19 protein-coding genes are annotated in these 22,005 nt (G+C 62.3%); 15 read left to right on the top strand and 4 right to left on the bottom strand.

Annotated elements, in window-relative coordinates:
* From C8264_RS21155 to hydA, 14 genes are all read left to right on the top strand, one after another.
* Positions 1–810: a carbohydrate ABC transporter permease gene (locus C8264_RS21155; RefSeq protein WP_108462967.1), complete on the top strand. Its 810-nt coding sequence runs from the start codon at positions 1–3 to the stop codon at positions 808–810.
* Positions 807–1,913 carry a Gfo/Idh/MocA family protein gene (locus C8264_RS21150; protein WP_108462966.1) on the top strand — a complete coding sequence of 369 codons (1,107 nt, stop codon included), beginning with the start codon at positions 807–809 and terminating at the stop codon, positions 1,911–1,913. Before C8264_RS21155 ends, C8264_RS21150 begins: the two co-directional genes overlap by 4 nt.
* Before the next feature lie 11 nt (positions 1,914–1,924).
* Positions 1,925–2,980 (top strand): ABC transporter ATP-binding protein, encoded by a 1,056-nt coding sequence (locus C8264_RS21145; protein ID WP_108462965.1) that lies wholly within the window; start codon positions 1,925–1,927, stop codon positions 2,978–2,980.
* A gap of 11 nt (positions 2,981–2,991) precedes the next feature.
* On the top strand, positions 2,992–4,581 hold the full coding sequence (locus C8264_RS21140) for a gamma-glutamyltransferase family protein (protein ID WP_108462964.1): 1,590 nt from the start codon (positions 2,992–2,994) through the stop codon (positions 4,579–4,581).
* 356 nt (positions 4,582–4,937) lie between these two features.
* Positions 4,938–5,603 (top strand): amino acid ABC transporter permease, encoded by a 666-nt coding sequence (locus C8264_RS21135; protein WP_108462963.1) that lies wholly within the window; start codon positions 4,938–4,940, stop codon positions 5,601–5,603.
* Entirely contained in the window at positions 5,600–6,250 is a 651-nt protein-coding gene (locus tag C8264_RS21130; protein WP_108462962.1) for an ABC transporter permease subunit, read from the top strand. The genes C8264_RS21135 and C8264_RS21130 overlap by 4 nt, the downstream gene beginning before the upstream one ends.
* Complete coding sequence (locus C8264_RS21125; protein ID WP_108462961.1) at positions 6,237–6,968, top strand: amino acid ABC transporter ATP-binding protein; 732 nt, start codon at positions 6,237–6,239, stop codon at positions 6,966–6,968. Before C8264_RS21130 ends, C8264_RS21125 begins: the two co-directional genes overlap by 14 nt.
* 17 nt (positions 6,969–6,985) lie before the next feature.
* Positions 6,986–7,780, top strand: coding sequence for a transporter substrate-binding domain-containing protein (locus tag C8264_RS21120; protein ID WP_108462960.1), 795 nt, complete (start codon positions 6,986–6,988; stop codon positions 7,778–7,780).
* 57 nt (positions 7,781–7,837) lie between these two features.
* Positions 7,838–9,046, top strand: coding sequence for a Zn-dependent hydrolase (locus C8264_RS21115; RefSeq protein ID WP_108462959.1), 1,209 nt, complete (start codon positions 7,838–7,840; stop codon positions 9,044–9,046).
* A 32-nt stretch (positions 9,047–9,078) separates the two neighbouring features.
* Positions 9,079–10,695, top strand: coding sequence for an HAL/PAL/TAL family ammonia-lyase (locus C8264_RS21110; protein ID WP_108462958.1), 1,617 nt, complete (start codon positions 9,079–9,081; stop codon positions 10,693–10,695).
* A 100-nt stretch (positions 10,696–10,795) separates the two neighbouring features.
* Complete coding sequence (locus C8264_RS21105) at positions 10,796–11,491, top strand: GntR family transcriptional regulator (protein ID WP_162783828.1); 696 nt, start codon at positions 10,796–10,798, stop codon at positions 11,489–11,491.
* 10 nt (positions 11,492–11,501) lie between these two features.
* Positions 11,502–12,449, top strand: coding sequence for an NAD-dependent epimerase/dehydratase family protein (locus C8264_RS21100; protein ID WP_245893431.1), 948 nt, complete (start codon positions 11,502–11,504; stop codon positions 12,447–12,449).
* On the top strand, positions 12,446–13,201 hold the full coding sequence (locus tag C8264_RS21095) for an SDR family NAD(P)-dependent oxidoreductase (RefSeq protein ID WP_108462955.1): 756 nt from the start codon (positions 12,446–12,448) through the stop codon (positions 13,199–13,201). The genes C8264_RS21100 and C8264_RS21095 overlap by 4 nt, the downstream gene beginning before the upstream one ends.
* Positions 13,202–13,211: 10 nt before the next feature.
* Positions 13,212–14,618, top strand: a complete 1,407-nt coding sequence (hydA, locus tag C8264_RS21090; RefSeq protein WP_245893430.1) for a dihydropyrimidinase — start codon at positions 13,212–13,214, stop codon at positions 14,616–14,618.
* 741 nt (positions 14,619–15,359) lie between these two features.
* On the opposite strand, the gene C8264_RS21085 is transcribed toward hydA, so the two are convergent.
* From C8264_RS21085 to C8264_RS21075, 3 genes are all read right to left on the bottom strand, one after another.
* Positions 15,360–17,282 carry a hybrid sensor histidine kinase/response regulator gene (locus tag C8264_RS21085; protein ID WP_108462953.1) on the bottom strand — a complete coding sequence of 641 codons (1,923 nt, stop codon included), beginning with the start codon at positions 17,280–17,282 and terminating at the stop codon, positions 15,360–15,362.
* A 150-nt stretch (positions 17,283–17,432) separates the two neighbouring features.
* Complete coding sequence (locus C8264_RS21080) at positions 17,433–18,569, bottom strand: alpha/beta fold hydrolase (RefSeq protein ID WP_162783827.1); 1,137 nt, start codon at positions 18,567–18,569, stop codon at positions 17,433–17,435.
* 276 nt (positions 18,570–18,845) lie between these two features.
* The gene (locus C8264_RS21075; RefSeq protein WP_108462951.1) at positions 18,846–19,166 is read right to left on the bottom strand and encodes a hypothetical protein; all 321 of its coding nucleotides are present in this window, start codon (positions 19,164–19,166) and stop codon (positions 18,846–18,848) included.
* Between the two features lie 143 nt (positions 19,167–19,309).
* Here C8264_RS21075 and C8264_RS21070 point away from each other — a divergent pair, with 143 nt between their 5' ends.
* Positions 19,310–20,308: a sensor histidine kinase gene (locus C8264_RS21070; protein WP_108462950.1), complete on the top strand. Its 999-nt coding sequence runs from the start codon at positions 19,310–19,312 to the stop codon at positions 20,306–20,308.
* Between the two features lie 226 nt (positions 20,309–20,534).
* Here the strand turns inward: C8264_RS21070 and C8264_RS21065 are convergent, their stop codons facing one another.
* On the bottom strand, positions 20,535–21,467 hold the full coding sequence (locus C8264_RS21065) for a manganese catalase family protein (protein WP_108462949.1): 933 nt from the start codon (positions 21,465–21,467) through the stop codon (positions 20,535–20,537).
* Positions 21,468–22,005: the final 538 nt, after the last annotated feature.

Below are 22,005 nucleotides of genomic sequence, written 5' to 3'. Positions count from 1 at the left end.
ATGGAATCGCGCAAGGAAGTCATTGCAGGCCATCTGGTCCTTATTTTCGGGGCCCTCATTGCCCTCCATCCCTTCGTCTCGATCATCCTGCAGGCGCTGACACCGGCGCCGGGCAGTACGGCAACCGGCTGGACGCTGGAAAACTTCATCGGCGCCTGGACCCGCGGCGGCTTCAGCCAGTCGCTGGTCAATAGCGCCATCGTTGCCTTTGCCGTGGTCTTCGTCACGGCCGTCGCAGCGGTGCTGGCTGGCTATGTGCTGTCGGTTCTCAAGTTTCGCTGGCGGGTCGCCGTCTTCGCCCTTCTGATGATCGGCCTCGTCCTGCCATCCGAAGCGCGCATCATCCCGCTCTACAATTTCTTCTCCTCGACCGGCCTGCTCAACACCTATTGGGCGCTGATCCTGCCGCAGATCGCCAGCTCTCTGCCCCTGGCGACCTTCTGGATGGCGAACTATTTCGCCCAGCTGCCGAACAGTCTGGCCGAAGCGGCCTCGCTCGACGGGGCAGGGGAGTTCGAGATCTTGCGCTATATCTATGCTCCGCTCGGCTTGTCCGCCGTGCTGACGCTGAGCTGCCTGATTTTCCTCTACACCTGGAACGAGTTCATGCTCGCCCTGGTGCTCATGCCTGACAATGTCGCGGTGCAGACTGCACCATTGTCGCTGTCCTTCTTCGCCGGAAACGAACGCACCACCGAGCCGGAGGTGATTGCCGCCGCCGCCGTGCTGGTCGCCCTTCCGGTGGTCCTTGCCTATTTCTTCTTGCAACGGCGGTTCATGAGCGGACTGCTGGAGGGAGCCGTCAAATGAACTCCGAGCCCAAGCCCATTCGCCTTGGCATCATCGGTCTTGGCCTGATCACGCAGAGCGTCCATCTGCCCAGCCTGCTCGGCCCGCTGCGCCGCCAGTTCAAGGTGGTCAATGTCTGCGACCTGTCGGCGGGCCTAGCCGCGGCCATCGGTGCCGAACTGGGCGCCCGCCATGGCAGCGATGCCGCCGCCGTCATCGCCGGTCCCGACGTTGATGCCGTTCTCATCTGCACGCCGGGTGCGCATTCCGTCATCGCCCGCCAGGCGCTCGAGGCGGGAAAGCATGTCTTTGCCGAAAAGCCCTACAGCTATGATCCCGAGATTGCCGCCCGCGACGCCGCCTATGCGGCCGAGCACGGCCTCGTGCTCCAGGTCGGCTATATGAAGATGTATGAGCCGGCCATTGCAGAGGCGCGTTCGCGCATGGATGCGATCGGCCCGTTGCGCCTCGTGCGCATGACGGTGCTGCATCCATCCGATGCGAGGCAGACCGAAGACCTGCCTATCAAGCGCTTCAGCGATGTGTCGCAGGATGTGCTAAACCACGCGCGGACGCAAAACCAGGTCGAGGTCAAGGCTGCCATCAGCGGTCAGCCGGGCGTGGATCCGGTTCTGTTCCGCAATGTGCTGCATGGTTCGGTCTGCCACCAGACAGCGGTGCTGCGGGCCCTGTTCCCCGGCGCCAGTTCGTCGGCCCTCATGGCGCATCAGGACCGTCCCGGTTCGGAGCGCGACGAGCCGCCAAAGCTGCAGGTGGTCGGGCGGATTGACAACGGTCCGGACTGGGCGCTGTCCTGGAACTGGCTCACCCACTTTCCCGAATACCAGGAATGGGTCGAGATCTATGGCGATCGCGGCAGCCTGCGCATCGACCTGCCACCGCCCTACAAGAAGGGCCAGCTCGCCACTCTGACCACGACCATTGTCGGCCCAGGCGGCGAGACGCTGGTGGAGCGCTGGGAGCGCCAGGGCAGTAATGCCTTCGCGCGCGAGCTGGAGGCCTTTGGCGCCTCCATCACCACCGGCGCATCGGTCCTGTCCGATGCCGCCGGCGCCGGGCGAGACGCGCAGCTCTTGCGCGATATCGCCAGCTTGCTGGCTTAGGGGAGGTCACCATGGCATCAGTTGAAATCCGCAATCTGCGCAAGAGCTACGCCACGACCCATGTCATCAAGGACGTGTCGATCGATGTCGATGACGGGCAGTTCGTCGTGCTGGTCGGCCCGTCCGGTTGTGGCAAATCCACGCTGTTGCGCATGATCGCCGGGCTCGAAACCATTTCCGGTGGCGAGGTCCAGATCGATGGCGCCGTGATGAACGCCGTTCCGCCCAAGGAGCGCGATATTGCCATGGTGTTCCAGAATTACGCGCTCTACCCGCATATGACCGTGGCCGAGAACATGGGCTTTTCGCTCAAGCTCAAAAAAGTGTCCAAGGCGGAAATCCGCGCCAAGGTCGAGCGGGCCGCCGACATTCTGAGCCTGTCGCACCTGCTGGATCGACGCCCCAAGCAATTGTCCGGCGGCCAGCGTCAGCGTGTCGCCATGGGCCGCGCCATCGTGCGGGATCCGAAGGTGTTCCTCTTCGACGAGCCGCTCTCGAACCTCGACGCCAAGCTGCGCGTGCAGATGCGCACCGAGATCAAGGCGTTGCACCAGCGTCTGGGCTCGACCATGGTCTATGTGACGCACGACCAGATCGAGGCCCTCACCATGGCCGACAAGATCGTGCTGATGAACGACGGCCGGGTCGAGCAGATGGGGCCGCCGCTAGAGCTTTATGATCGCCCGGCCAATCTCTTCGTCGCCAGCTTCATCGGGTCACCCTCGATGAATTTCTTCGATGGCACGATCGAGAATGGCGCCTTCAGGACCACGTCTGGCGTTGTTCTGCCGCTCGCACAGATACCGTCGGGTGCCGAGGGGCGTCCGCTCGTCTATGGCATTCGGCCGGAGCATCTCCAACTGGGCGGGGCAGGTGGCGTCGCGGTTGAGGTCGCCGTCATCGAGCCAGCCGGCTCGGAAACGCAACTCTATGGCAAGCTCGGCACGGACGACCTCGTGGGCGTGTTCCGCGAAAGGCTCTCGGCCCGTCCTGGCGAAAGCGTTACCGTGACCCCCTCGTCAGAACAGGTCCACCTCTTCGACAAGGCGACCGGGAACCGACTCTAGGGAGCTAGATCATGGCGCAGCGCGATTTCATGAGGCCGGGCCGCTCGGTTGCCGTGGCAAAACACGCCATGGCCGCCACCTCCCACCCTCTGGCGACGCTAGCGGCCATCGACATCCTGCGTGCCGGCGGCAATGCCGTCGACGCAGCCATCGCCGCCGTGGCCCTGCAGGGCGTGATCGACCCGCATATGACCGGCATAGGTGGCGATTGCTTTGCCATCTATGCCCCAGCGCAAGGCAATCCTACCTGCATCAACGGGTCGGGCAGGACACCCGCCAAGGCAAGCCTTAAAGCCCTGCTCGCTGCCGGCGCGGCCAAAGTGCCGGACCTTTCGGCTCATGCCGTTGTCATACCCGGCGCAGTCGACGCCTGGTGCCTGCTCAATGCGCAGCATGGCCGCCTGCCGCTTTCCGATGTCCTGGCGCCGGCCATCGCGGCCGCCGAACGGGGCTTTGTCGCCACACCACGCGTCGCGCAGGACTGGACGGTCTACGCCGATCGGCTCAAGCCCCACGCGGCTGCGGCCGCCCATTTCCTGCCGCAGGACAGGCCGCTCGCCATCGGGCAATCGCTGGCCAGTCCGGCGCTGGCGGCGACGCTGACGCGGATCGGCAAGGAAGGCCGGGAGGCTTTTTACAGCGGGCCGGTGGCCGAGGACATGGTGTCGGTCCTGCAGGCCGCCGGTGGCACGCATGACCGCGCCGACTTCTCCAGTCATTCCTCCGTCGTTAGCACCCCGCTCAGCGCCAATTATCGCGGCTACCAGCTGCTCGAATGTCCGCCTAACGGACAGGGACTGACCGCATTGATCATGGCACGCCTGCTGGAGCGCTTCGACCTGTCCGACCCTGCGCTCGGTGAGGCCGACCGCATCCACCTCCTGGCGGAAGCTACCAAGGCGGCATATCGGCTGCGCGACAGCTATATCGGCGACCCTGCCAGCATGACGGTCTCGCCGAACGAACTGCTGTCCGATGCGACCATTTCCGCGCTGCATGCTGGCATATCCATGCACGAGGCCAGCCCGTTGGCAGACTTCGACTTCCCCCTCCATCGCGACACCGTATATGTCTCGGTAGTCGACGAGGACGGGAATGCCATCTCGCTGATCAACTCCGTTTTCATGGCGTTTGGCAGCGGCATCTACGCTGCTCGAAGCGGCGTTCTTTTCAACAATCGTGGCGCCGGTTTTTCGCTGGAGCCAGACCATCCCAATCTCTACGGCCCTTCCAAGCTTCCCCTCCACACCATCATTCCAGCCATCCTGCGCAAAGGGGGACGCACCGTGATGAGTTTCGGTGTGATGGGCGGCCAGTATCAGGCCGTCGGTCACACTCACATGATGTCTCAGATCATCGACCAAGGGCTGGACGTTCAACAGGCCAGCGACCGGCCAAGAAGCTTCTATACAGATGGCGCCATCACGCTTGAACCTACCATCGACGACTGGGTGAGACTCGAACTTGAAAGTCGGGGACACAGAACGCGCTGGGCGGACGAGCCGCTCGGCGGCTGCCAGGCCATCTGGATCGACCGAGGCAACGGCCTGCTATGGGGCGCGTCGGACCACCGCAAGGATGGCATTGCCCTGGGCTATTAGCCGCCGCATGCCTCAAATAGATGTCCTCGTTCGGGATATCTCTGCCGCGATCTGAGGTGTTGAAATGAAGCCGTTATATGCTTGGCAGTAAACGCCGCCGCCGCCGGTCTCCTGTCGACCCCTTTTCGGCCGTTGCCCTGATTACGGCGTTTTCCCGATAGGGGACGTTTTTGGCATTGCCTCAGTACTGACGATGAATGCACTTTTGTTGTGCAGCGACATCTTGAGTGATTAAGATTATATCATCTTACGCAGTCGGTCTTTGAAATTTACCAGGTCAGTCGGATCTTCGCGACTGGCACGCCCCTTGCAAGACGATGTGCAGGCAATATTGCATGCACTTGGCGAGAGCGGTTGTGAGATACGGGTTTCAGTTTCGGGATGTGTTAGCCGCGTGGGAGCTCTTCGTTGAAGGGCTCCTCGTCACCCTGACCCTTTCGGTGGCGGCCTTTGCCGGCGGCCTTGCGCTCGGCGTGCTGGGCGCAGCGATCCGAACTTACGGGCCGGGATGGGCGAAGTTCCTCGTCAGCTCCTATGTGGCGGTGGTGCGGAACACGCCGCTGCTGGTGCAGCTCTTCGTCATCTTCTTCGGACTGCCGGCGCTGGGCATCCGGCTCGACAGCATGACGGCGGCGATCATCGCCCTCATCTTCAATCTGGGCGCCTATACCGTCGAGATCGTGCGGGCAGGGTTCGAGTCGATCCCCGAGGGCCAGCTCGAAGCGGGGCGGGCGCTGGGTCTCTCCGGGCCGCAGATTTTCCGCCATGTCGTGCTGTTCCAGTCCATGCGCAGCATGGTGCCGGCGCTGTCGAGCCAGTTCATCTTCTTCATGCTGGGCACGGCCGCCGTGTCGCAGATCGCGGTCACCGACCTGTTCCACACTGCCTCGCTGGTGCAGAGCCGCACCTTCCGCGACTTCGAGGTCTATATCGTCATCGCAGGCATCTACCTGGTGCTGGCGCAGGTGATGCGGCTGGTATTTGCCGGCGGTTACCGGCTCGCCTTCGGGGGCCGCTCATGATCCGCGGCTTCAGTCCCAACGACATCCTGTTCCTGCTTGGCGCCCTGCGCTGGACTGCCCTGCTGGCCGCCGGGGCCTTTGTAGGCTCGGCCGTGGTCGGTCTGGTGCTGGCCACGATGCGCCTGTCGCGCTTCCGGGCGGTGCGCTGGCTCGCCATCGTCTATGTGCAGCTGGTGCAGGGCATTCCGCTGCTGGTCTGGCTGTTCCTCCTCTATTTCGGCGTTGCCATGCTGGGGTTCAATGTCGACCCGTGGCTCGCCGCGATCCTGGGCTTTTCCATCTACGGCGGCGCCTTTCTCGGCGAGGTCTGGCGCGGGGCCATGGGCTCGATCGAGGTGACGCAGTGGGAGGCGGGCGCGGCGCTTGGCCTCTCCATCTCCCAGCAGCTGCGCCACGTGATCGTGCCGCAATCGGTGCAGATCGCCATTCCGCCCACGATCGGCTTCCTGGTCCAGCTCATCAAGAACACGTCGCTGGCCTCCACCATCGGCATCCTGGAGGTGACGCGCGAGGGGCAGCTCACCTCCGCGGCCACCTACCAGCCGATGACGGTCTACCTGGTCGTCGCTGCGCTCTACTTCGCCCTCTGCTTCCCGCTTACCCAATGGAGCCGCTCGCTCGAGCGGAAATTCAATGCCGGTCGTTGAAATCAACAATATCGTCAAGCGTTTCGGCTCCAACACCGTGCTTGACGACGTGTCGCTATCGGTGGACCGCGGCGAGGTTATCACCGTGCTGGGCCGGTCCGGCTCGGGCAAGAGCACGATGCTGCGCTGCATCAACGGGCTCGAACCCATCCAGGGCGGCAGCATCCGGGTCGATGGGGTCGAGGTCAACGACCCAGCCTGCGACCTGCGCGTGCTGAGGCAGAATGTCGGCATTGTCTTCCAGAGCTTCAATCTCTTTCCGCACCTGTCGGTCTGCGACAACATCACCCTCGCGCCGCGTATCGTGCAGCGGCAGGCGCGCGAGCATTCGCGGGACCTGGCGCGCGGCGTGCTGCGGCAGGTAGGGCTCGAGGACAAGCTCGACGCCTTTCCCAACTCCCTGTCGGGCGGGCAGAAGCAGCGCGTCGCCATTGCCCGATCTCTGGCCATGCACCCCAAGGTGATGCTGTTCGACGAGGTCACCTCGGCGCTCGATCCGGAGCTGACCGGTGAAGTGCTCAAGGTGCTCGAAGGCGTCGCCGCCGCCGGCATGACGATGATCCTCGTCACCCATGAGATTGGGTTTGCCCGCCGCTTCGGGTCCCGCGTCGTCTTCATGCACCATGGCAAAGTGCATGAGATCGGCCCCGCCGCCGAAACCCTTGCCAATCCCCAGACCGCGGAATTCGCGGCCTTCCTCAGTGCAGTGCTTCATTGACCCCAGGAGACTTTCGCATGAAAAAACTTGCCGCAACGCTGCTCGCCGTGAGCATGGCCCTATTGGGTACGGTCCAGGCCCATGCCGACCGGCTGCAGGAAATCATCGAGCGCGGCGTGATCCGCATCGGCACGCCGCTCGATACTCCGCCCTTCGGATTCGTCGATGCCGATCGCAACCCCACCGGCTTCGACGTGGAATTCGCGCAACTGGTTGCCGATGCCCTGGGCGTCGAGCTCGAGCTGCAGCAGGTGACCGCGGCCAACCGCGTGCCGTACCTGTTCACCGACAAAGTCGACGTCATCATCTCCAATCTCGGCTACTCGCCCGAGCGCGCCAAGCAGGTGCTCTATACCTCGCCCTATATCAACACCTTCATCGCCGTCTGGGGCCCCGCCGACCTCGAGGTCACCAGCGCCGCCGATGTCGGCGACAATGCCATCGCCCTTGGCCGCGGCACGACGCCCGACCTGGCGCTGACGCAGATGAACCCGGACGCCAACCTGATGCGGACCGAGGACGACTCCACCGCCATGACCGCGTTCCTCACTGGCCAGGCGCCGCTGCTGGCGGCCAATGACGTGCAGATCGAAGCGCTGAAGCTGCAGAATCCGGGCCTCGACGTCGAGCTCAAGTTCCGCATCCGCAACAGCCCGTCGCACATGGCCGTGCAGATGGACCAGCACAACCTGCTGGCCTGGCTCAACAGCTTCATCTTCTTCAGCCTCAATACCGGCGACCTGAACCGCCTCAATGAGAAGTATCTCGGCAGGCCGATCGGCGAAGTGCCGCACTACCTGCCCACGTTCTAGACCGCCATCAATCCGCGCGCCGGCCGGGAGTCGGCGCGCCTTCAGGGACATCTCTTCATGGTTCAAGTCGACACCCAGGCCTTCCTCGACGATCTCTATGCGCTGCGCCAGATCGGCGCCTTCAAGACCGGCGTCAGCCGGCCGACCTACAGCGCTGCCGACATGGAGAGCCGCCACTGGCTGGTCGACCGCATGGCCGAAGTGGGCCTCGCCGGTTCGATCGACGGCATCGGCAACGTCTTTGGCAAGACCTCGCGCCCCGGCCCGATCGCGCTGGTCGGCAGCCATATCGAAAGCCAGATCGAGGCCGGCTGGCTGGATGGGGCATTGGGTGTGGTCGCCGGGCTGGCGCTGGCGCGCTCGGGCCTTGCTGTCGATGTCTGCGCCTTTGCCGACGAGGAAAGCCATTTCGAGGGCGGCTATATCGGCAGCCGCAGCATCGTTGGCGACCTCAGCGAAGCGCAGATGGATGCCAGCCGCAGCCGTGACCGGCAGCAGACGCTGCGCGATGCGCTCGCCAGTGCCGGTCTGGCGGGTCGCGAGCGGGTACAGATCGACCCGGCGCGTTATCGCGGCTTTTTCGAAATGCATATCGAGCAGGGATCGCAGCTCGAAAAGGACGCGCTCAAGATCGGCGTCGTCAGCGGTATTGTCGGCATCTGGGCGTGGAGCATCGTGGTTGAGGGCCAGCAGGACCATGCCGGCGGCACGACCATGGCCGAGCGGCGCGATGCGGGCCTGAGCGCCGTGCGGCTCCTTGCTGCGCTAGACGAGGTTTTCCCCAAGGTCTGTGGTCCGCGCAGCACCTGGACCACCTGCAATGTCACATTCGAACCCGGCGCGCCGGTCGGCATCATTCCCGGCCGGGCGGAAATCCGGCTCGAATTCCGCGACCAGTCCATGGCCGTGCTCGAACGCATGGAAGCGGCGCTCGCCGCCGTGGTGCAGGAGAGCAACCGCCGCGAGCGGACCAAAGCGACGCTCCAGTCTGTCAACAAGTCCATGCCGGTGATCTGCGATTCCGAAATGATCGCGGCGCTGGCCAAGGCGGCGCAGCACCACGCCGGGACCGAATGGCAACATATGCCGAGCGGCGCCGGGCACGATGCCAAGATGATCGCCAAGAAACTGCCGGTCTCGATGCTGTTCGTCCCCTCGATCGGCGGCGTCAGCCACCACTGGACCGAGGACACATCCGACGAAGACTTGGCGCTGGGCATCCAGGTGCTGGCCAGCGCCGTCGAAACCTATCTCGCCGGCCGCTGACGGCCGCTTCCCCAATTCGAAAGGAACATGCCATGACCTTGCAGGTCGATGGAAACACGATGACCATCCAGGATGTCGTCGCGATCGCGCGCTCGACCGATCGCGCCGAGCTTTCCGCGGAGGCTAGAGCTCGGCTCAAGAAAACGCGCGACTATATCGAAGCCAACTGGATGACCGACGAGACGCCGCTCATCTACGCCTTTAATACCGGCTCGGGCGCTTTCCGGGACCAGCGCGTGCTGGTGCGCGACATGGAGGCGTTGCAGCGCCAGACCATCAAGTCGCATGCCACCGGCGTCGGCGAGCCGTTTGCCGAGGACGTGATCCGGGCGATGATGCTGCTACGCGCCAATTCCATCGCCACCGACCGCATGGGCTATCGCGCCGAGATCGCCGATCACATGCTGAGCTTCCTCAACGAGGGCCTCCACCCCGTGGTGCCGCAGAAGGGGTCGGTAGGCGCTTCCGGCGACCTGGCACCGTTGGCGCAGATGGCGGGGTGCCTGTTGGGCTTTCCCGATACGGAAATGTTCTACAAGGGCAAGCGTATGCCCTCGTCCGAAGCCATCGCGGCATCGGGCCTCAACCCCAACATCACGCTGGCGGCAAAGGATTCCTCGGCCTATCTCAACGGCTCGGCCACGACCCTGGCGCTCGCGACGCTCTCGGTGCACGACGCGCGCCGGCTGCTGAAAATGGCCGACATAGCCCTTAGCCTCTCGCTCGAAGCCATGCGAGGCGAGACGGCGGCGTTCGACGCCCGCATCCATGCCGCACGGCCGCATCCCGGCCAGCAGCGTGTCGCGCGTAACGTCCTCCGCATCGTCGAGGGCACGCAGCGCTGCAGTGCCGCGGCACGCGATGTGGTGTTTCCCGGCGAGACCCGGTCCTCCGGCACGCCGGCCACACCGCGCGTGCAGGATGTCTATTCGCTGCGCTGCGCTCCGCAGGTGCATGGTCCGGCGGCCGATGCCGTGGCCTATGCCGAGGGCATCATCGCCACCGAGATCAACGCGCCGCAGGACAATCCGCTGGTGTTCGAGGACGGCAATGGCGGCTACGAATCGCGCTCGTGCGGGCATTTCCATGCGCAGTATCTGGCGCAGGCCATGGACGTGCTGGCTATTGCCATGGCCGACCTGGGCTCGATCAGCGAGCGCCGCATTGCCCGGCTGATCGAACCGACCATGAGCTATGGCCTGCCGCGCAACCTGGTGAGCGGCCAGCCGGGGCTCAATACCGGTTTTTCGGTGGTGCAGTGCTCCATGTCGGCGCTGGTGATGGAGAACCGGCACCTGGCGACGCCCGGCTCGGTGGATTCGGTACCGGGCAAGGGCAATGTCGAGGATCATGTGTCGAATTCCACCTGGTGCGCCCGCAAGGGCAAGACGGTGGTCGAGAACGTGCAGCAGATCATCGCCAGCGAAATGCTGGTGGCGGCGCAGGCCCTGACCATGGTCGATCCGCTGGCTTCGGACTTCCCCATCGGCAAGGGCAGCCGCGCCGCGCTCGAGGCCATCCGCGAGGCCATTCCCGCCGCACTCGATGGCGACCGCTGGTTCACCTCGGACATGCATCGTGCGCTCGGCCTCGTGCGCTCGGGCGCAGTGCTCGACCGGGTGGAGGCAGCAGTGGGTCCGCTGGACTGATCGATTGTCATGCGTGTGCAAAGCCGAATATTTCGGCTTTGCCACCGCGTCGACCGCGAACACATTAAAGCGTCAGCGTCCCATCCCTTTTGAGTCCAGCATGACAGAATCCAGCGAAAGCCAGCGCAGCCGGGGCAAGCACCCTGCCGAGGAAGTGCTCTACAGCCGCATTGTCGAGGCGATCACCGACAAGCAGTTGCGGCCGGGCGAGCACCTCAACGAGGTCAAGCTCGCCGAAAGCTATGCCGTACCGCGCTCGCGCGTGCACCGGGTGCTCGAGCGGCTGCGCGACGAAGAGGTGGTGGCGTTCGAGCTCAATCGCGGCGCCTTCATCTGCCGGCCGACGGTGGAGGAGTCCATGCATGTCCTCGAGGCACGGCGGCATCTCGAATATTCGGTGATCCGGCTGGTCTGCCAGCGGCATACGCCCGAGCAGATCAGCATGCTGCGCGATTTCCTCGTCGAGGAGCAGGCGGTGTTCGACCGGCGCGATCCGCAGGCCAACCGCAAGGCGGGCGAATTCCACATGCTGCTGGCGCGCATGCCGGGCAATCCGGTGCTGGAACGCATGCTGGTCAACCTGATCCGACGCGGCGTGCTGATCCAGTCGGTCTATGAAAGTTCGAGTGGGCTGCTGTGCCTTACCGACGAGCACCGGCGCATCGTCGAGTTCATCGCGCAGAACCGTCCCGAGGAGGCCGTCCACGAAATGGCGCACCATTTCGACCACATCATCACCAGCCTCGACCTCCATGCCGGCCGCGGCAGCGCGACCTCGATCTATTCGGTGCCCTGAACAGATGCCAGTGATCGAACCTCGTTCCGCCAACGACACCATCATGGTTACCGGCGCGGCCGGACTGGTGGGCCGCGCGGTGCTTGCCGCGCTGCAAGAGCAGGGTCGGCGCGCGATCGGCACCGACCTGGTGCCACCGCCCGGCTCAAACCTGCTGCGTGCCGATGTGGGCGACACGCACCGACTTTATGCCATCGCGCGGAGCGAGGGCGTGTCCTCGATCATCCACTGCGCCGCGGTGTCGGGCCCTATGGTCCTGCTCGACCAGCCGGCCTCGATCGTCGCCGCCAATGTCGGCGGCACCGCAAACGTCCTCGAGCTGGCGCGGGTCATGCAGATGCGGCGGCTGGTGTTCTGTTCGTCCACCAGCGCCTATGGGCCGACCGAGCAGCCGGCCGATGGCGGCTCGGTTCTCGCCGAAGTGCCGCTACGGCCGACGAGCGTCTATGGCGCGACCAAGGCCGCCTGCGAGCAGTTGCTAGCCGGCTATCGGCTGCAACACGGGCTCGATGCGGTGTCCATCCGCTTGTCCTGGGTCTACGGCCCCGGCCGCACCACGGCCTGCGTGATCCGCGATATGATCTCGGATGCCCAGTCGGGCCGGCAGACGGTGATGGGATGGGGCGCGGACTTTCCGCGCCAGTTCATCCATGTCTCGGACGCAGCGCGCGCCCTGCTCGCCGCCCATGATGCGCCCGCGATCGCCCATCATGTCTATGCCGCGACCGGCGGTACGCACCTGACCCTCGGCGCTGTCGCCGATGTGGTGCGCAAGGTACTCCCCGGTGCCCGGATCGACATGGCACCAGGGCCCGATCCGCTCGACGACTATCAGCACCGCTTCGATATCGCGCCGATCCGCCGCGACTTGGGCTTTGCGCCCCAGATGTCGCTCGAAGACGGCATTCGCCAATACGCCGACTATCTCGCAGACCCGCTACGGAGTTCCGTTCCTTGACCGATTTCGACCTTTCCGGCCGCGTTGCCGTGGTAACCGGCGGCAGCCGTGGCATTGGTGCCGCCATTGTCGAGCAGTTTGCTCGGCACGGCGCCCGTGTGGGCTTCTGCCATGTCGGCGACCACGCCGCCGCCGAGGCCCTGGTGCAGCGGCTGACCAAGGGCGGTGCCGACGTGGCGCAGTGCGAGGCCGACATTGCCGATCCTGCCGCGGTCGAAGCGCTGGGTGCCTGGGCGGGCGACCGGTTCGGGCCTGTCGACATCCTGGTCAATGGCGCCGGCATCGGCGGCGATATCCTCTTCAGCGACATGACGCTGGCCGATTTCGACCGCATGATCGGCGTCCATTTGCGCGGCACGTTTCTTGTCACCAAGCAGTTTTATGGGCCGATGGCGGCGCGCGGCTGGGGCAGGGTTATCAACATCTCGTCCCAGCTCGCCTACAAGGGCGCGCCGGGGCAGTCGCATTACTGCGCCGCCAAGGCCGGCATTGTCGGCTTTACGCGGGCACTCGCCTATGAGGGCGCCCTGCGCGGCGTCACCGTCAATTCCATTGCGCCCGGCCCGGTCGATACGCAGCTCCTGATGAGCATGAGCCAGGAGTGGCGGGACATGAAGATGGGCCAGCTCCCGCTAGGCCGCTTTGGCCGCGTCGAGGAGATCGCGCCCACCGCGCTACTGCTCGCCTCGGAAGCCGGCTCCTTCTACATCGGCCAGACCCTGTCGCCCAATGGCGGCGACGTGTTGCTCTAGGGGGCGTTTCGTGTTCGACCTCATCGTCCGCAACGGCACCGTCGCGACCGCCGCCGACGTTTTCTCGAGCGATGTCGCCATCAAGGACGGCAGGATCGTGCAACTGGGGCATGACCTCGGGGAGGCGCGGGAGGTGCTCGACGCCACCGGTAAGCTGGTGCTGCCGGGAGGCATCGACAGCCATGTCCATATCGCCCAGCCATCGGGCGACGGCATTGTCATGGCCGACGATTTCGAGAGCGGCACGCGTTCGGCGCTGTTTGGCGGCAACACCACCGTCATGCCCTTCTGTCTGCAGCAGAAGGGCCAGAGCTTGCGCGCGGCGCTCGATGGCTACCATGCCCTGGCCGAGGGCAACTGCTACACTGACGTGTCCTTTCACCTGATCCTGTCCGACCCGACGCCATCGGTGCTGGGCCAGGAACTGCCGGCACTGGTGGAAGAGGGCTATACTTCGTTCAAGGTGTTCATGACCTATGAGGATCTGCGGCTGCAGGATTCGGAAATCCTCAAGGTCATGGCCGTAGCGCAGCAGACCGGTGCGCTGGTCATGGTGCATTGCGAAAACGAGGACGCCATCCGCTTCCTCGTCGATGCGCATGAGGCCGCCGCGGCTTTCGGGCCTGTCTCACATGCGACCACACGCCCTGCCGCGGTGGAGCGGGAGGCCACTCATCGGGCGCTGACGCTGGCGGAAATCGCCCGCGTGCCGGTGGTCATCGTCCATGTCTCCAACGGCGCCGCCATCGAGGAAATCGCCCGCGCCCGATCGCGCGGTCTCAGCGTCATCGGCGAGACCTGCCCGCAATACCTAACACTGACGGCCGATGATCTCGACGGCATGGACTGGGAGGGCGCCAAATTCGTCTGTTCGCCACCGCCGCGCGACCAGGCGGAGCAGCAGAACTGCTGGCGCGGGCTTGAGCTCGGAACGTTCGAGCTGTTCTCGTCCGACCACTGCCCGTTCCGCTACGACGGCCCGCAGGGCAAGCGCAATCCGCGCGGGCGCAAGAGCTTCCGCCATATTCCCAATGGCATACCGGGCGTCGAAACGCGCATGCCGATCCTTTTTTCCGAAGGGGTAGTGGGCGGGCGCATCAGCCTCAGCCGCTTCGTCGCGCTGACGTCGACCAACCACGCCAAGGCCTATGGGCTCTATCCCCAAAAGGGCACAGTCGCCATCGGCGCCGACGCGGACCTCGCCATCTGGGACCCCCGGCTCACACGGACCATTCGGCACGCCGATCTGCATGATGGTGGCGACTATTCTCCCTATGAAGGCCGCGCCATCACTGGTTGGCCAACCGATGTCGTTCTCGGCGGCCAATGGGTCATACGAGATGAGGAGCTGCGGGTTTCAAAAGGCCTCGGCACCTATCGAGCCCGCCAAAAGTCGAACTTGAGCTTGCTACGGTGACCGCGGCCTTCGCCTGAGCATTATGATCCTGTCATTGTTGGGGTTTGCTCATGCCCAACAAACCAACAATCGCGCTAAAGCTGCCCAGTCTGAGCACGTCGGACAAGCTCGTCGACAACACCCGGGCACCTGGGAGGATCAAGCGGAGAAGGCCATTGATCTCCGCTACATCGACCTCAAGGCTAGAGTGTGACGACCTGAGGCACGTTTGTTGCTGATGACGGCGTCCGCCGTATTGTGGCTCATTCGCTAGAGCTGCAAAAGGCTGGCACCCTGATCGTCGATGCCTTGAACCTACGTAGCCTTAGGTCATCAACACGCGTCCGGTTTTGATGGCCTGTGAACTAGGAGCGGACTGGCGGCAAATCACCCCAAAGTGGCCGGAATCGACACCATATCAGCCGTTCGCAGCACTAATGTTCCTGCCCGAAAGCAGTCGCTGGGCAGGGAAGCGCTACTGACGCGAACCAGCTTGGGTGAGAAGAAGAAACCCCATCCACCAATCAGGGTGATGGTGCCACCTGCCAGCAAGATCGTTGCAGCTGGCCCCGGCGTTTCGAAGCTGCTAGCGAAATCTTGATCTCACGCGGAGAACTTATTCGAGCAACCGCCGGGATTAGAACACCGCTTGTAAAGTACCGCTGCCACGACTCTCAGCTTGCAACCTCCCCCAACGTATTAAACATCCGGGATCACTCCTGCCACGGCTACTACGCGAGCACAGTGCGTCCTGGCTCGCGGTCATGACTGCAACGCCCTCTCGATAGCACTCCCTAAGTCGTTCTCGGAGAATGGTTTGCCGAGGCGCTCAAACCGGCCCCTGTGTTCGTCAGGCATTTCGGCATACCCTGTCGCAACCAGAACCTTTAGTGTTGGGTTTCGCGCCCGCGCCATCATTGCCAATTCACCACCCGACATTCTTGGCATGGCGTAGTCGGTAACAAGCAGGTCGACCGGCTCCCGTTCGAGGACGGCCAACGCTTCTTCGCCGGAGGAAGCTTCAATGACCTGGTGTCCAAGGTCCTCAAGCATCGTAACGGTGTTTAAAAGGACCAGGAAGTCGTCGTCTACTACCAAAACTCGCTTCGGGACGGTTGTGCCAGAAACCGCTGCGGAAGTGGAGTTTCCCGCAGCCTCAGACGTGCCGGGGGCTAGTGGTAGCCACAACTCAGCAGTTGTGCCGTGTCCTTTTTCGCTTTTCAGCAGGAATGTCCCGCCTGACTGCTCCGCAAGTCCATGAACCATGGAAAGCCCCAGACCGGTACCTTTGCCAACACCCTTGGTGGTGAAAAATGGCTCTGTTGCCCTGGCCAGGGTTTCTTCGTCCATTCCTTCGCCAATGTCGGCGACAGACAGCACCACATAATCGCCAGAACGCTGTATGCCGCCCTGCGGCGCAGCCCGACGTTGAGCTGCGATAGCGATAGGCCCGCCTGCGGGCATCGCGTCGCGTGCGTTGACGGCCAGGTTTAGCAACGCGGACTCGAGCTGCGCTTTATCTGTCCTCACCGGCGGAAGCGATAGCGGAAAATTGGTTGTTACGAAAATCGACGGCCCTAGTGCGCGCTCGAGAATATCATTCATCCCCCTGACGGTATCGAGCACGTCAACCGGACCCATGGCCAGCTCCTGCCGACGGGCAAATGCCAACATGCGCTGGGTTAGCGCAGCGCCTCTCTGCGCCCCCTTTACTGCGTTGTCGAGAAACGGGGAAATGCGCGGGTCCGCGTTCATGCGCCGCTGCGCAATTTCGAGGCTGCCCAGAATAGCCATCAGCAGATTGTTGAAGTCGTGAGCAATGCCACCGGTCAGCTGGCCGATGGCCTCCATCTTCTGGGCTTGAAAGAGCGCCTCGCGCGCACCCTCCAGTTCTTGCTGCGTCTTCCGCTGCTGCGTGATGTCCCGAGTGAGCTTAGCGAAGCCGACTAGCTCGCCCGCGTCATCATAGAGAGCGTCAATTACAACGTGTGCGAAAAACGTGGTGCCGTCCTTGCGGACGCGCATGCCCTCCCGCTCCACGCTGCCACGACTTCGCGCGATCTCGAGATTTCTCTGGGGCTCACCGTTCTCGCGCTCGCCTTCCATGTAAAACACGGAGAAGTTCTGGCCGATGATCTCCGCCTCTGCATACCCCTTGATGCGCTCTGCGCCGGCGTTCCAGCTGATGACGTTGCCTTCGGGATCGAGCATATAGAGGGCGTAGTCAGTTACGCCTTTCACCAACAGCCTGAACTGCTCTTCGCTCCTGCGCAGAGCCTCTTCCCGAGCGCGACGTTCGGTCAAATCTCGTGTAATCTTTGCAAAGCCAACCAGCTTGCCTTCTGGATCCACAATGCGGTCGATGACGATGCTGGCCCAGAAACGCGAGCCATCCTTGCGATACCGCCAGCCTTCTTCCTCGAAGCGGCCTTCGGTCGCTGCTTTAGCCAGATTACGGGCGGGCGCCCCCGAGGCGCGTTCCTCCTCCGAATAGAACTTAGCAAAATTCTGGCCGATGATTTCGTCAGCGGTGTACCCCTTGAAGCGCTCTGCGCCGAGGTTCCAGTTTACCACCCTGCCATCCGGATCAAGCATATAAATCGCGTAGTCGCTGATAGACTCGACCAATAGCCGATAGCGCCCCTCGGCTGTACCGGAGGCTGCGAAGTTGTCGGAACTTTCCATGCTTTCCCCTGGGCGCCTTTTGAGCGGCGCCGCAATTGATCGCAACGACCTGACGATCCTTCGGTTCCCTCCACGTGTTCCTCACTCCAGGTGAGGTCGAATAGGGCCCGACCGGAATATTGTACGCGGCATGAGGTTCGCCAGACGATTTTATATCGTTCGAGTTGGTTGGGTTACCCTCCTAGCGAAGGCGGCAATCGCTGAGTTGTACTGTTCTGCCTGCTCGAGCATGCCCATGTGGTTCACTCCATGGACAAACTCAACGGACGCGGTAGATGCGTGCCGTGCGATGTCAGCGCTCGCAGTTGGCTTTGTAACGATGTCGAGCTCGCCCGCGAGGAGCAGAATGGGGACGCCAGTGCCGGCTAAAGCACCAGTGGCATCCCATCGGAACATTGCCAGGTTGCCTTTCTGCACATTGCCCGGTGGGTTTTTAGCCGCCAGCAAGGTGACGTGGTTGAGCTGACTTCGGGTTACAAATTTGCCGAATCCCAGCCTGTTCCCGAGATGAGCCATCCCGCTGAAATAGCTCTGCCATGCGCTGAGCCACACCAGCGGCTGCAGCAGGATCGCAACACGCATCAATGGCTCCAGCAATGGCCAACGGATCGCCTGCATGAAGCCGGGCAGGATCATCGTCTTGAGGGGGTTGGTATAGGTGGTATTGAGCAGCACAACGCCCGCCACTCGATTTGCAAACAATGCAGGATTGTCGCGGGCAAGCGTCTGAATGGTCATACCGCCAATGCTATGGCCAACCAGTACCACTTTCTGCGTGGAGCACTCCTCGATGAGCGTCTCCAGGTTAGACGCAAAGCTCTCAAGTGAGATCTCGCCTTTGGACCGCCCCAGGCCTGGGAGGTCCCAAACGATCAGGCGAAAGCTGTTTGCCAGCGACTGCTTGGCATAGTGCCAGATGCTGCTGTCCATCGCCCATCCATGCGTTAAGATCAACGTCGGGCTGTTGTTCAACCCCAGTTCCTCGACATAAACCGAGGCCCCGTTTGCATGCTGACGAACTTGTCCATTGCCTCGATCCTCCCGGGAATGCTCGCCTTTGTCGGGCTTAGCCAGTAGCGGAACCAGGACTAGTTTCCCGAGGAGCGAAAACGCACCCAGAGCTAGGGCCAGCCATAACCGCCAATCTTCCCGCACTCGTACGAGATCGCCATCAGCCTGCCGGACCAACTCCCCTTCGTTCCAGCTCCAGACGAGATAGATCGTGAGCACAACCAGCGCCAGTGACAGCAGAGCTGTCAGGAAGCGAACAATGGAAAGTAAGGGCATAAACGGCCTCCAGATAGCCCGAAGGCAATGCGGTCGGCCGAAGTTTGTTCCTGTTGCCGATTTACTTGCCTTCGGGAACATACCTCCCGGTGCGGGGGTCGACCTAATTCGCAGGGTAAAGCGAGTTCCCAGATATAATCGACAGGCCGAGAGCCCCGCCGAACACGGGCAGGGGCGAGCATATTGTCCACGAGAGCGGCCATACCAAATCAGTTCAAGACAGACTTCCCAAAGGCCCGGCCTTCTTGTTCTTCAATCCAAACCAGCGGCTCTGCTTCACAGGTGTAACTTCGAAGCAGCGGCGTTGGCCTCGTCCATCGAAGCGTCCAAGGTGGCTTTCAGAATGCGCAACTCAGCTTCCAATCGCGGCGACACATCCAGGTCCTGCCATTGGCTGAGCCTTTCTTGCCACTCTGCAACTTCCACCACGAGCTTACGTGAGCGGTCGAGGGTCGCGGGATTGGAATGAACGGCTGCTCGCTCGGCGTTCTCCGCCAGTTCAACCAACTCAACGGTGCTGATGACCCACTCGGGCAGGGCCGTGCGAAGAGTCTCGATTTGCGACACAATCTGGTCGTCGTCAGAGTAGTTGCGCATTTATGGGATTCCTGCCCTCGTACGCGGGTGCGTACACAGCGAGCATATACTCAATGCCGGCCTGTCCAGATGGTTGCGGGTGGAGCACGTTAAGCTGGCGCAGCTTGTCGCGATCTGTTCAATAGGCATTAGCGGAGACCGACATGCGACTGAGCGACGAAAATCACTCCCTTTGGGAAGCCCCCAGGCTGAAGCGCGCTCTTCACGCCGCAGGGGTAGCGCTGTGGTCGTGGACAGTTGAAACCGACGTTTTCGCCATGGACGAGCAAGGCTTTGAACTTTGGGGCTTACCTCAAACGAGTACGGTGACGTTTGAAGAGCTCTCTTCCCGGATTCACCCCGCTGACCGGGACAGAGTCCGAGCCGCGTTCACAGCCACCCGAGCCATAGTGGGTGCTTACGAAATCGACTTCCGCATATTGTTGGGTGAAGAAATTCGTTGGGTTTCGGCCCGGGGTCTGGGCAATGACGAAGGGCTGCACAAGGGGCAGATGTCGGGTGTGTTCCTCGATGTCACCGGACGTAAGCAGGCCGAGGAAGGACACGAACTGCTTGCGGGTGAAATGAGCCATAGGGTTAAGAATCTGCTCGCGATTGCAGAGGGGCTGACCAATCTTACATCCCGATCGAGCACAACCGTTGAGGATATGGCCAAGGAGTTGACGGGACGCCTTACAGCCCTGCGCCGCGCTCACGATTTTGTTCGGCCGCTCCCTGGCGATCAGGGACGCGCCGCACTGCTGGGCGACCTGATTGCGGTGCTGCTGGCGCCCTACGATGACTCCGGTGCGTTCAGCGGCCGCATCCGTGTTGCCGTTCCTCGCATGGGAATCGGCGAACAATCGGCAACAGCTTTGGCCCTCGTCATACATGAACTGGCAACGAACTCCGTGAAGTACGGGGCGCTATCAGTCGGTGCCGGGCTTCTCGACATTTCAGGATTGGCAACGCATGATGAGGTTTGCATTGTGTGGACCGAACGCGGTGGTCCCCCGGTTGAACCACCCACTGGCCAGGGTTATGGGAGTAAGCTCCTCAACCGCAGCGTCACCGGCCAGCTTGGCGGCTCGATCAAGACTGATTGGTCCGCTGAAGGCATCATCGTCACTGTAAATGTAAATGCCCAACGTTTGTCGACTTGACGAAGACAAAGCTGAGTTGCAGCAACGGCGCCAGTGATCCGTCCGTCGCGTCGACAAACCCCTATAAACAGGTAAGCGTACTGTTCGAGTTCATCCAACTGTCGGCCAGCCGCTGTGCTCGTTGAACAACGGCAGCTTACGCGGACGCTAGCATCCGTAGTCGTGCCGTTACCCCCCTTCAAGCAGCATAAAGCCCGATGGGAGGGCGAACCCTCCCATCAAATTGTCAGCGAGACGCTGCATAGAGCTTCGATGCGATCTCGTAGAACTCCTCAGGCGCATAATCAGGCGTAAACGCCGAAGGTACTCCTGCGAGCTGGTGAATTTTACCACCATCCGGCATGCCTTCAACCACTTCCAGTGGGCCCGGCGGATCGGTTGGAAGGGCCACCTCATCGTTGGACCAGATGCCGGAGATTTCTTTGTAGTCATCCTGGCTCCAGGTGTAGAGCCGACGGTGTGAGCCCTCATCGAGGTACTTCTGGCATTCCGGGATTTTGGACAGAGGGATGTTCGGCGTCGGCAGCATCTTTTCGATCTCGACACCCGTTAGCTTCTTGAGAGCCAGTGCGTAAGAGTGGGCATGTACTGAGCCACGTACCAGCAGATATCCACAAATCTCTCGCCCGGTGGCATCATCCTGGCCCAGGGTCTCGTAGACTCGGAGTTTGTGAAGGCGCGCACCGCACTCCAGGTGAAAGTTGTGCAGCAGGTCGAAGATGACATTACCCGTAGTCGTGATGAAGTCGTTGTTCCATGACACACCGTTGGCGTTCACCGGCGTGGAACCGCCGCCATTGGACAGGAAAGCTGACGCGAGGCGGATATCCTGCATTGCTTCAAAGGGCGATTTACTGATGTCGCCACCATTGCCGCTGTCGGCACCCGGTTTATCCGGACCGTTGTTGAGCATGGCAACGCCATTGCTCACCAGTTCGACGTGAGCCAACTCTTCTGCAGTGATGGATGCGACCAGGCTGTAAAATGGACGGAGCTTGTCCTTGCTACGGAAATTGAAGCTTTGAAACATATAGTTCCCCAGCGTCGACATCTCGCCATACTTGCCACCGAGCAGTTCCTGCAGGGCAGCGGCAGCATTGGGATCCTGCTTCTTGGGCGGGGGTAATTCGGTGATCAAACGGTCCACGCGCATGAACATGGTTGGCACTCCTTTGTTGAGCCGCTGCTCCAACGAGGTGTGCACTCTTGACGTTCCGTTGGGATAGTCCCCAGGTTAGGAGCGGACCTAGGCCGCACGGGATTGGTTTTCGTAATCAGCCGTGCGGTCGGGCCTCACAGGAACAAGGTCACGGCCAATCGAACCCATAGCGTCGCATCTAGGCGTCAGATTTCCCGGAGCATCTTACTGGGAAGACGCTGCACGGACTGTCCCTGCGGCACGAGATCTCACGCAAGCTGATCCGGCGCTTGGCTTGAGAAGGGTCAAGCGGTTGAAAAGAGAGATGCAGCTGCAGGCAAGTTCACGACCTCCCAAAAACTACTGTCCTAATCGCCCGGCAATGCCAGCTTCGTTCACTGAGTTTGACATTGTGAGCGCTATTTGGCCTTCGTTGCCCTCGTCACCAGCAATTGATTAAGCCGCATCTTATCGGCGTCCACCACCTCAAAGACATGGCCAGCAGCCTCTATCTTGTCGCCCTTGCGAGCGGCTCGACGTAAGCGATGGACGATGAAAC

The sequence above is a fragment of the Devosia naphthalenivorans genome, assembly GCF_003056355.1.
Taxonomy (GTDB): Bacteria; Pseudomonadota; Alphaproteobacteria; order Rhizobiales; family Devosiaceae; genus Devosia; species Devosia naphthalenivorans.
This window is presented reverse-complemented; position numbering and strand designations above follow the sequence as displayed.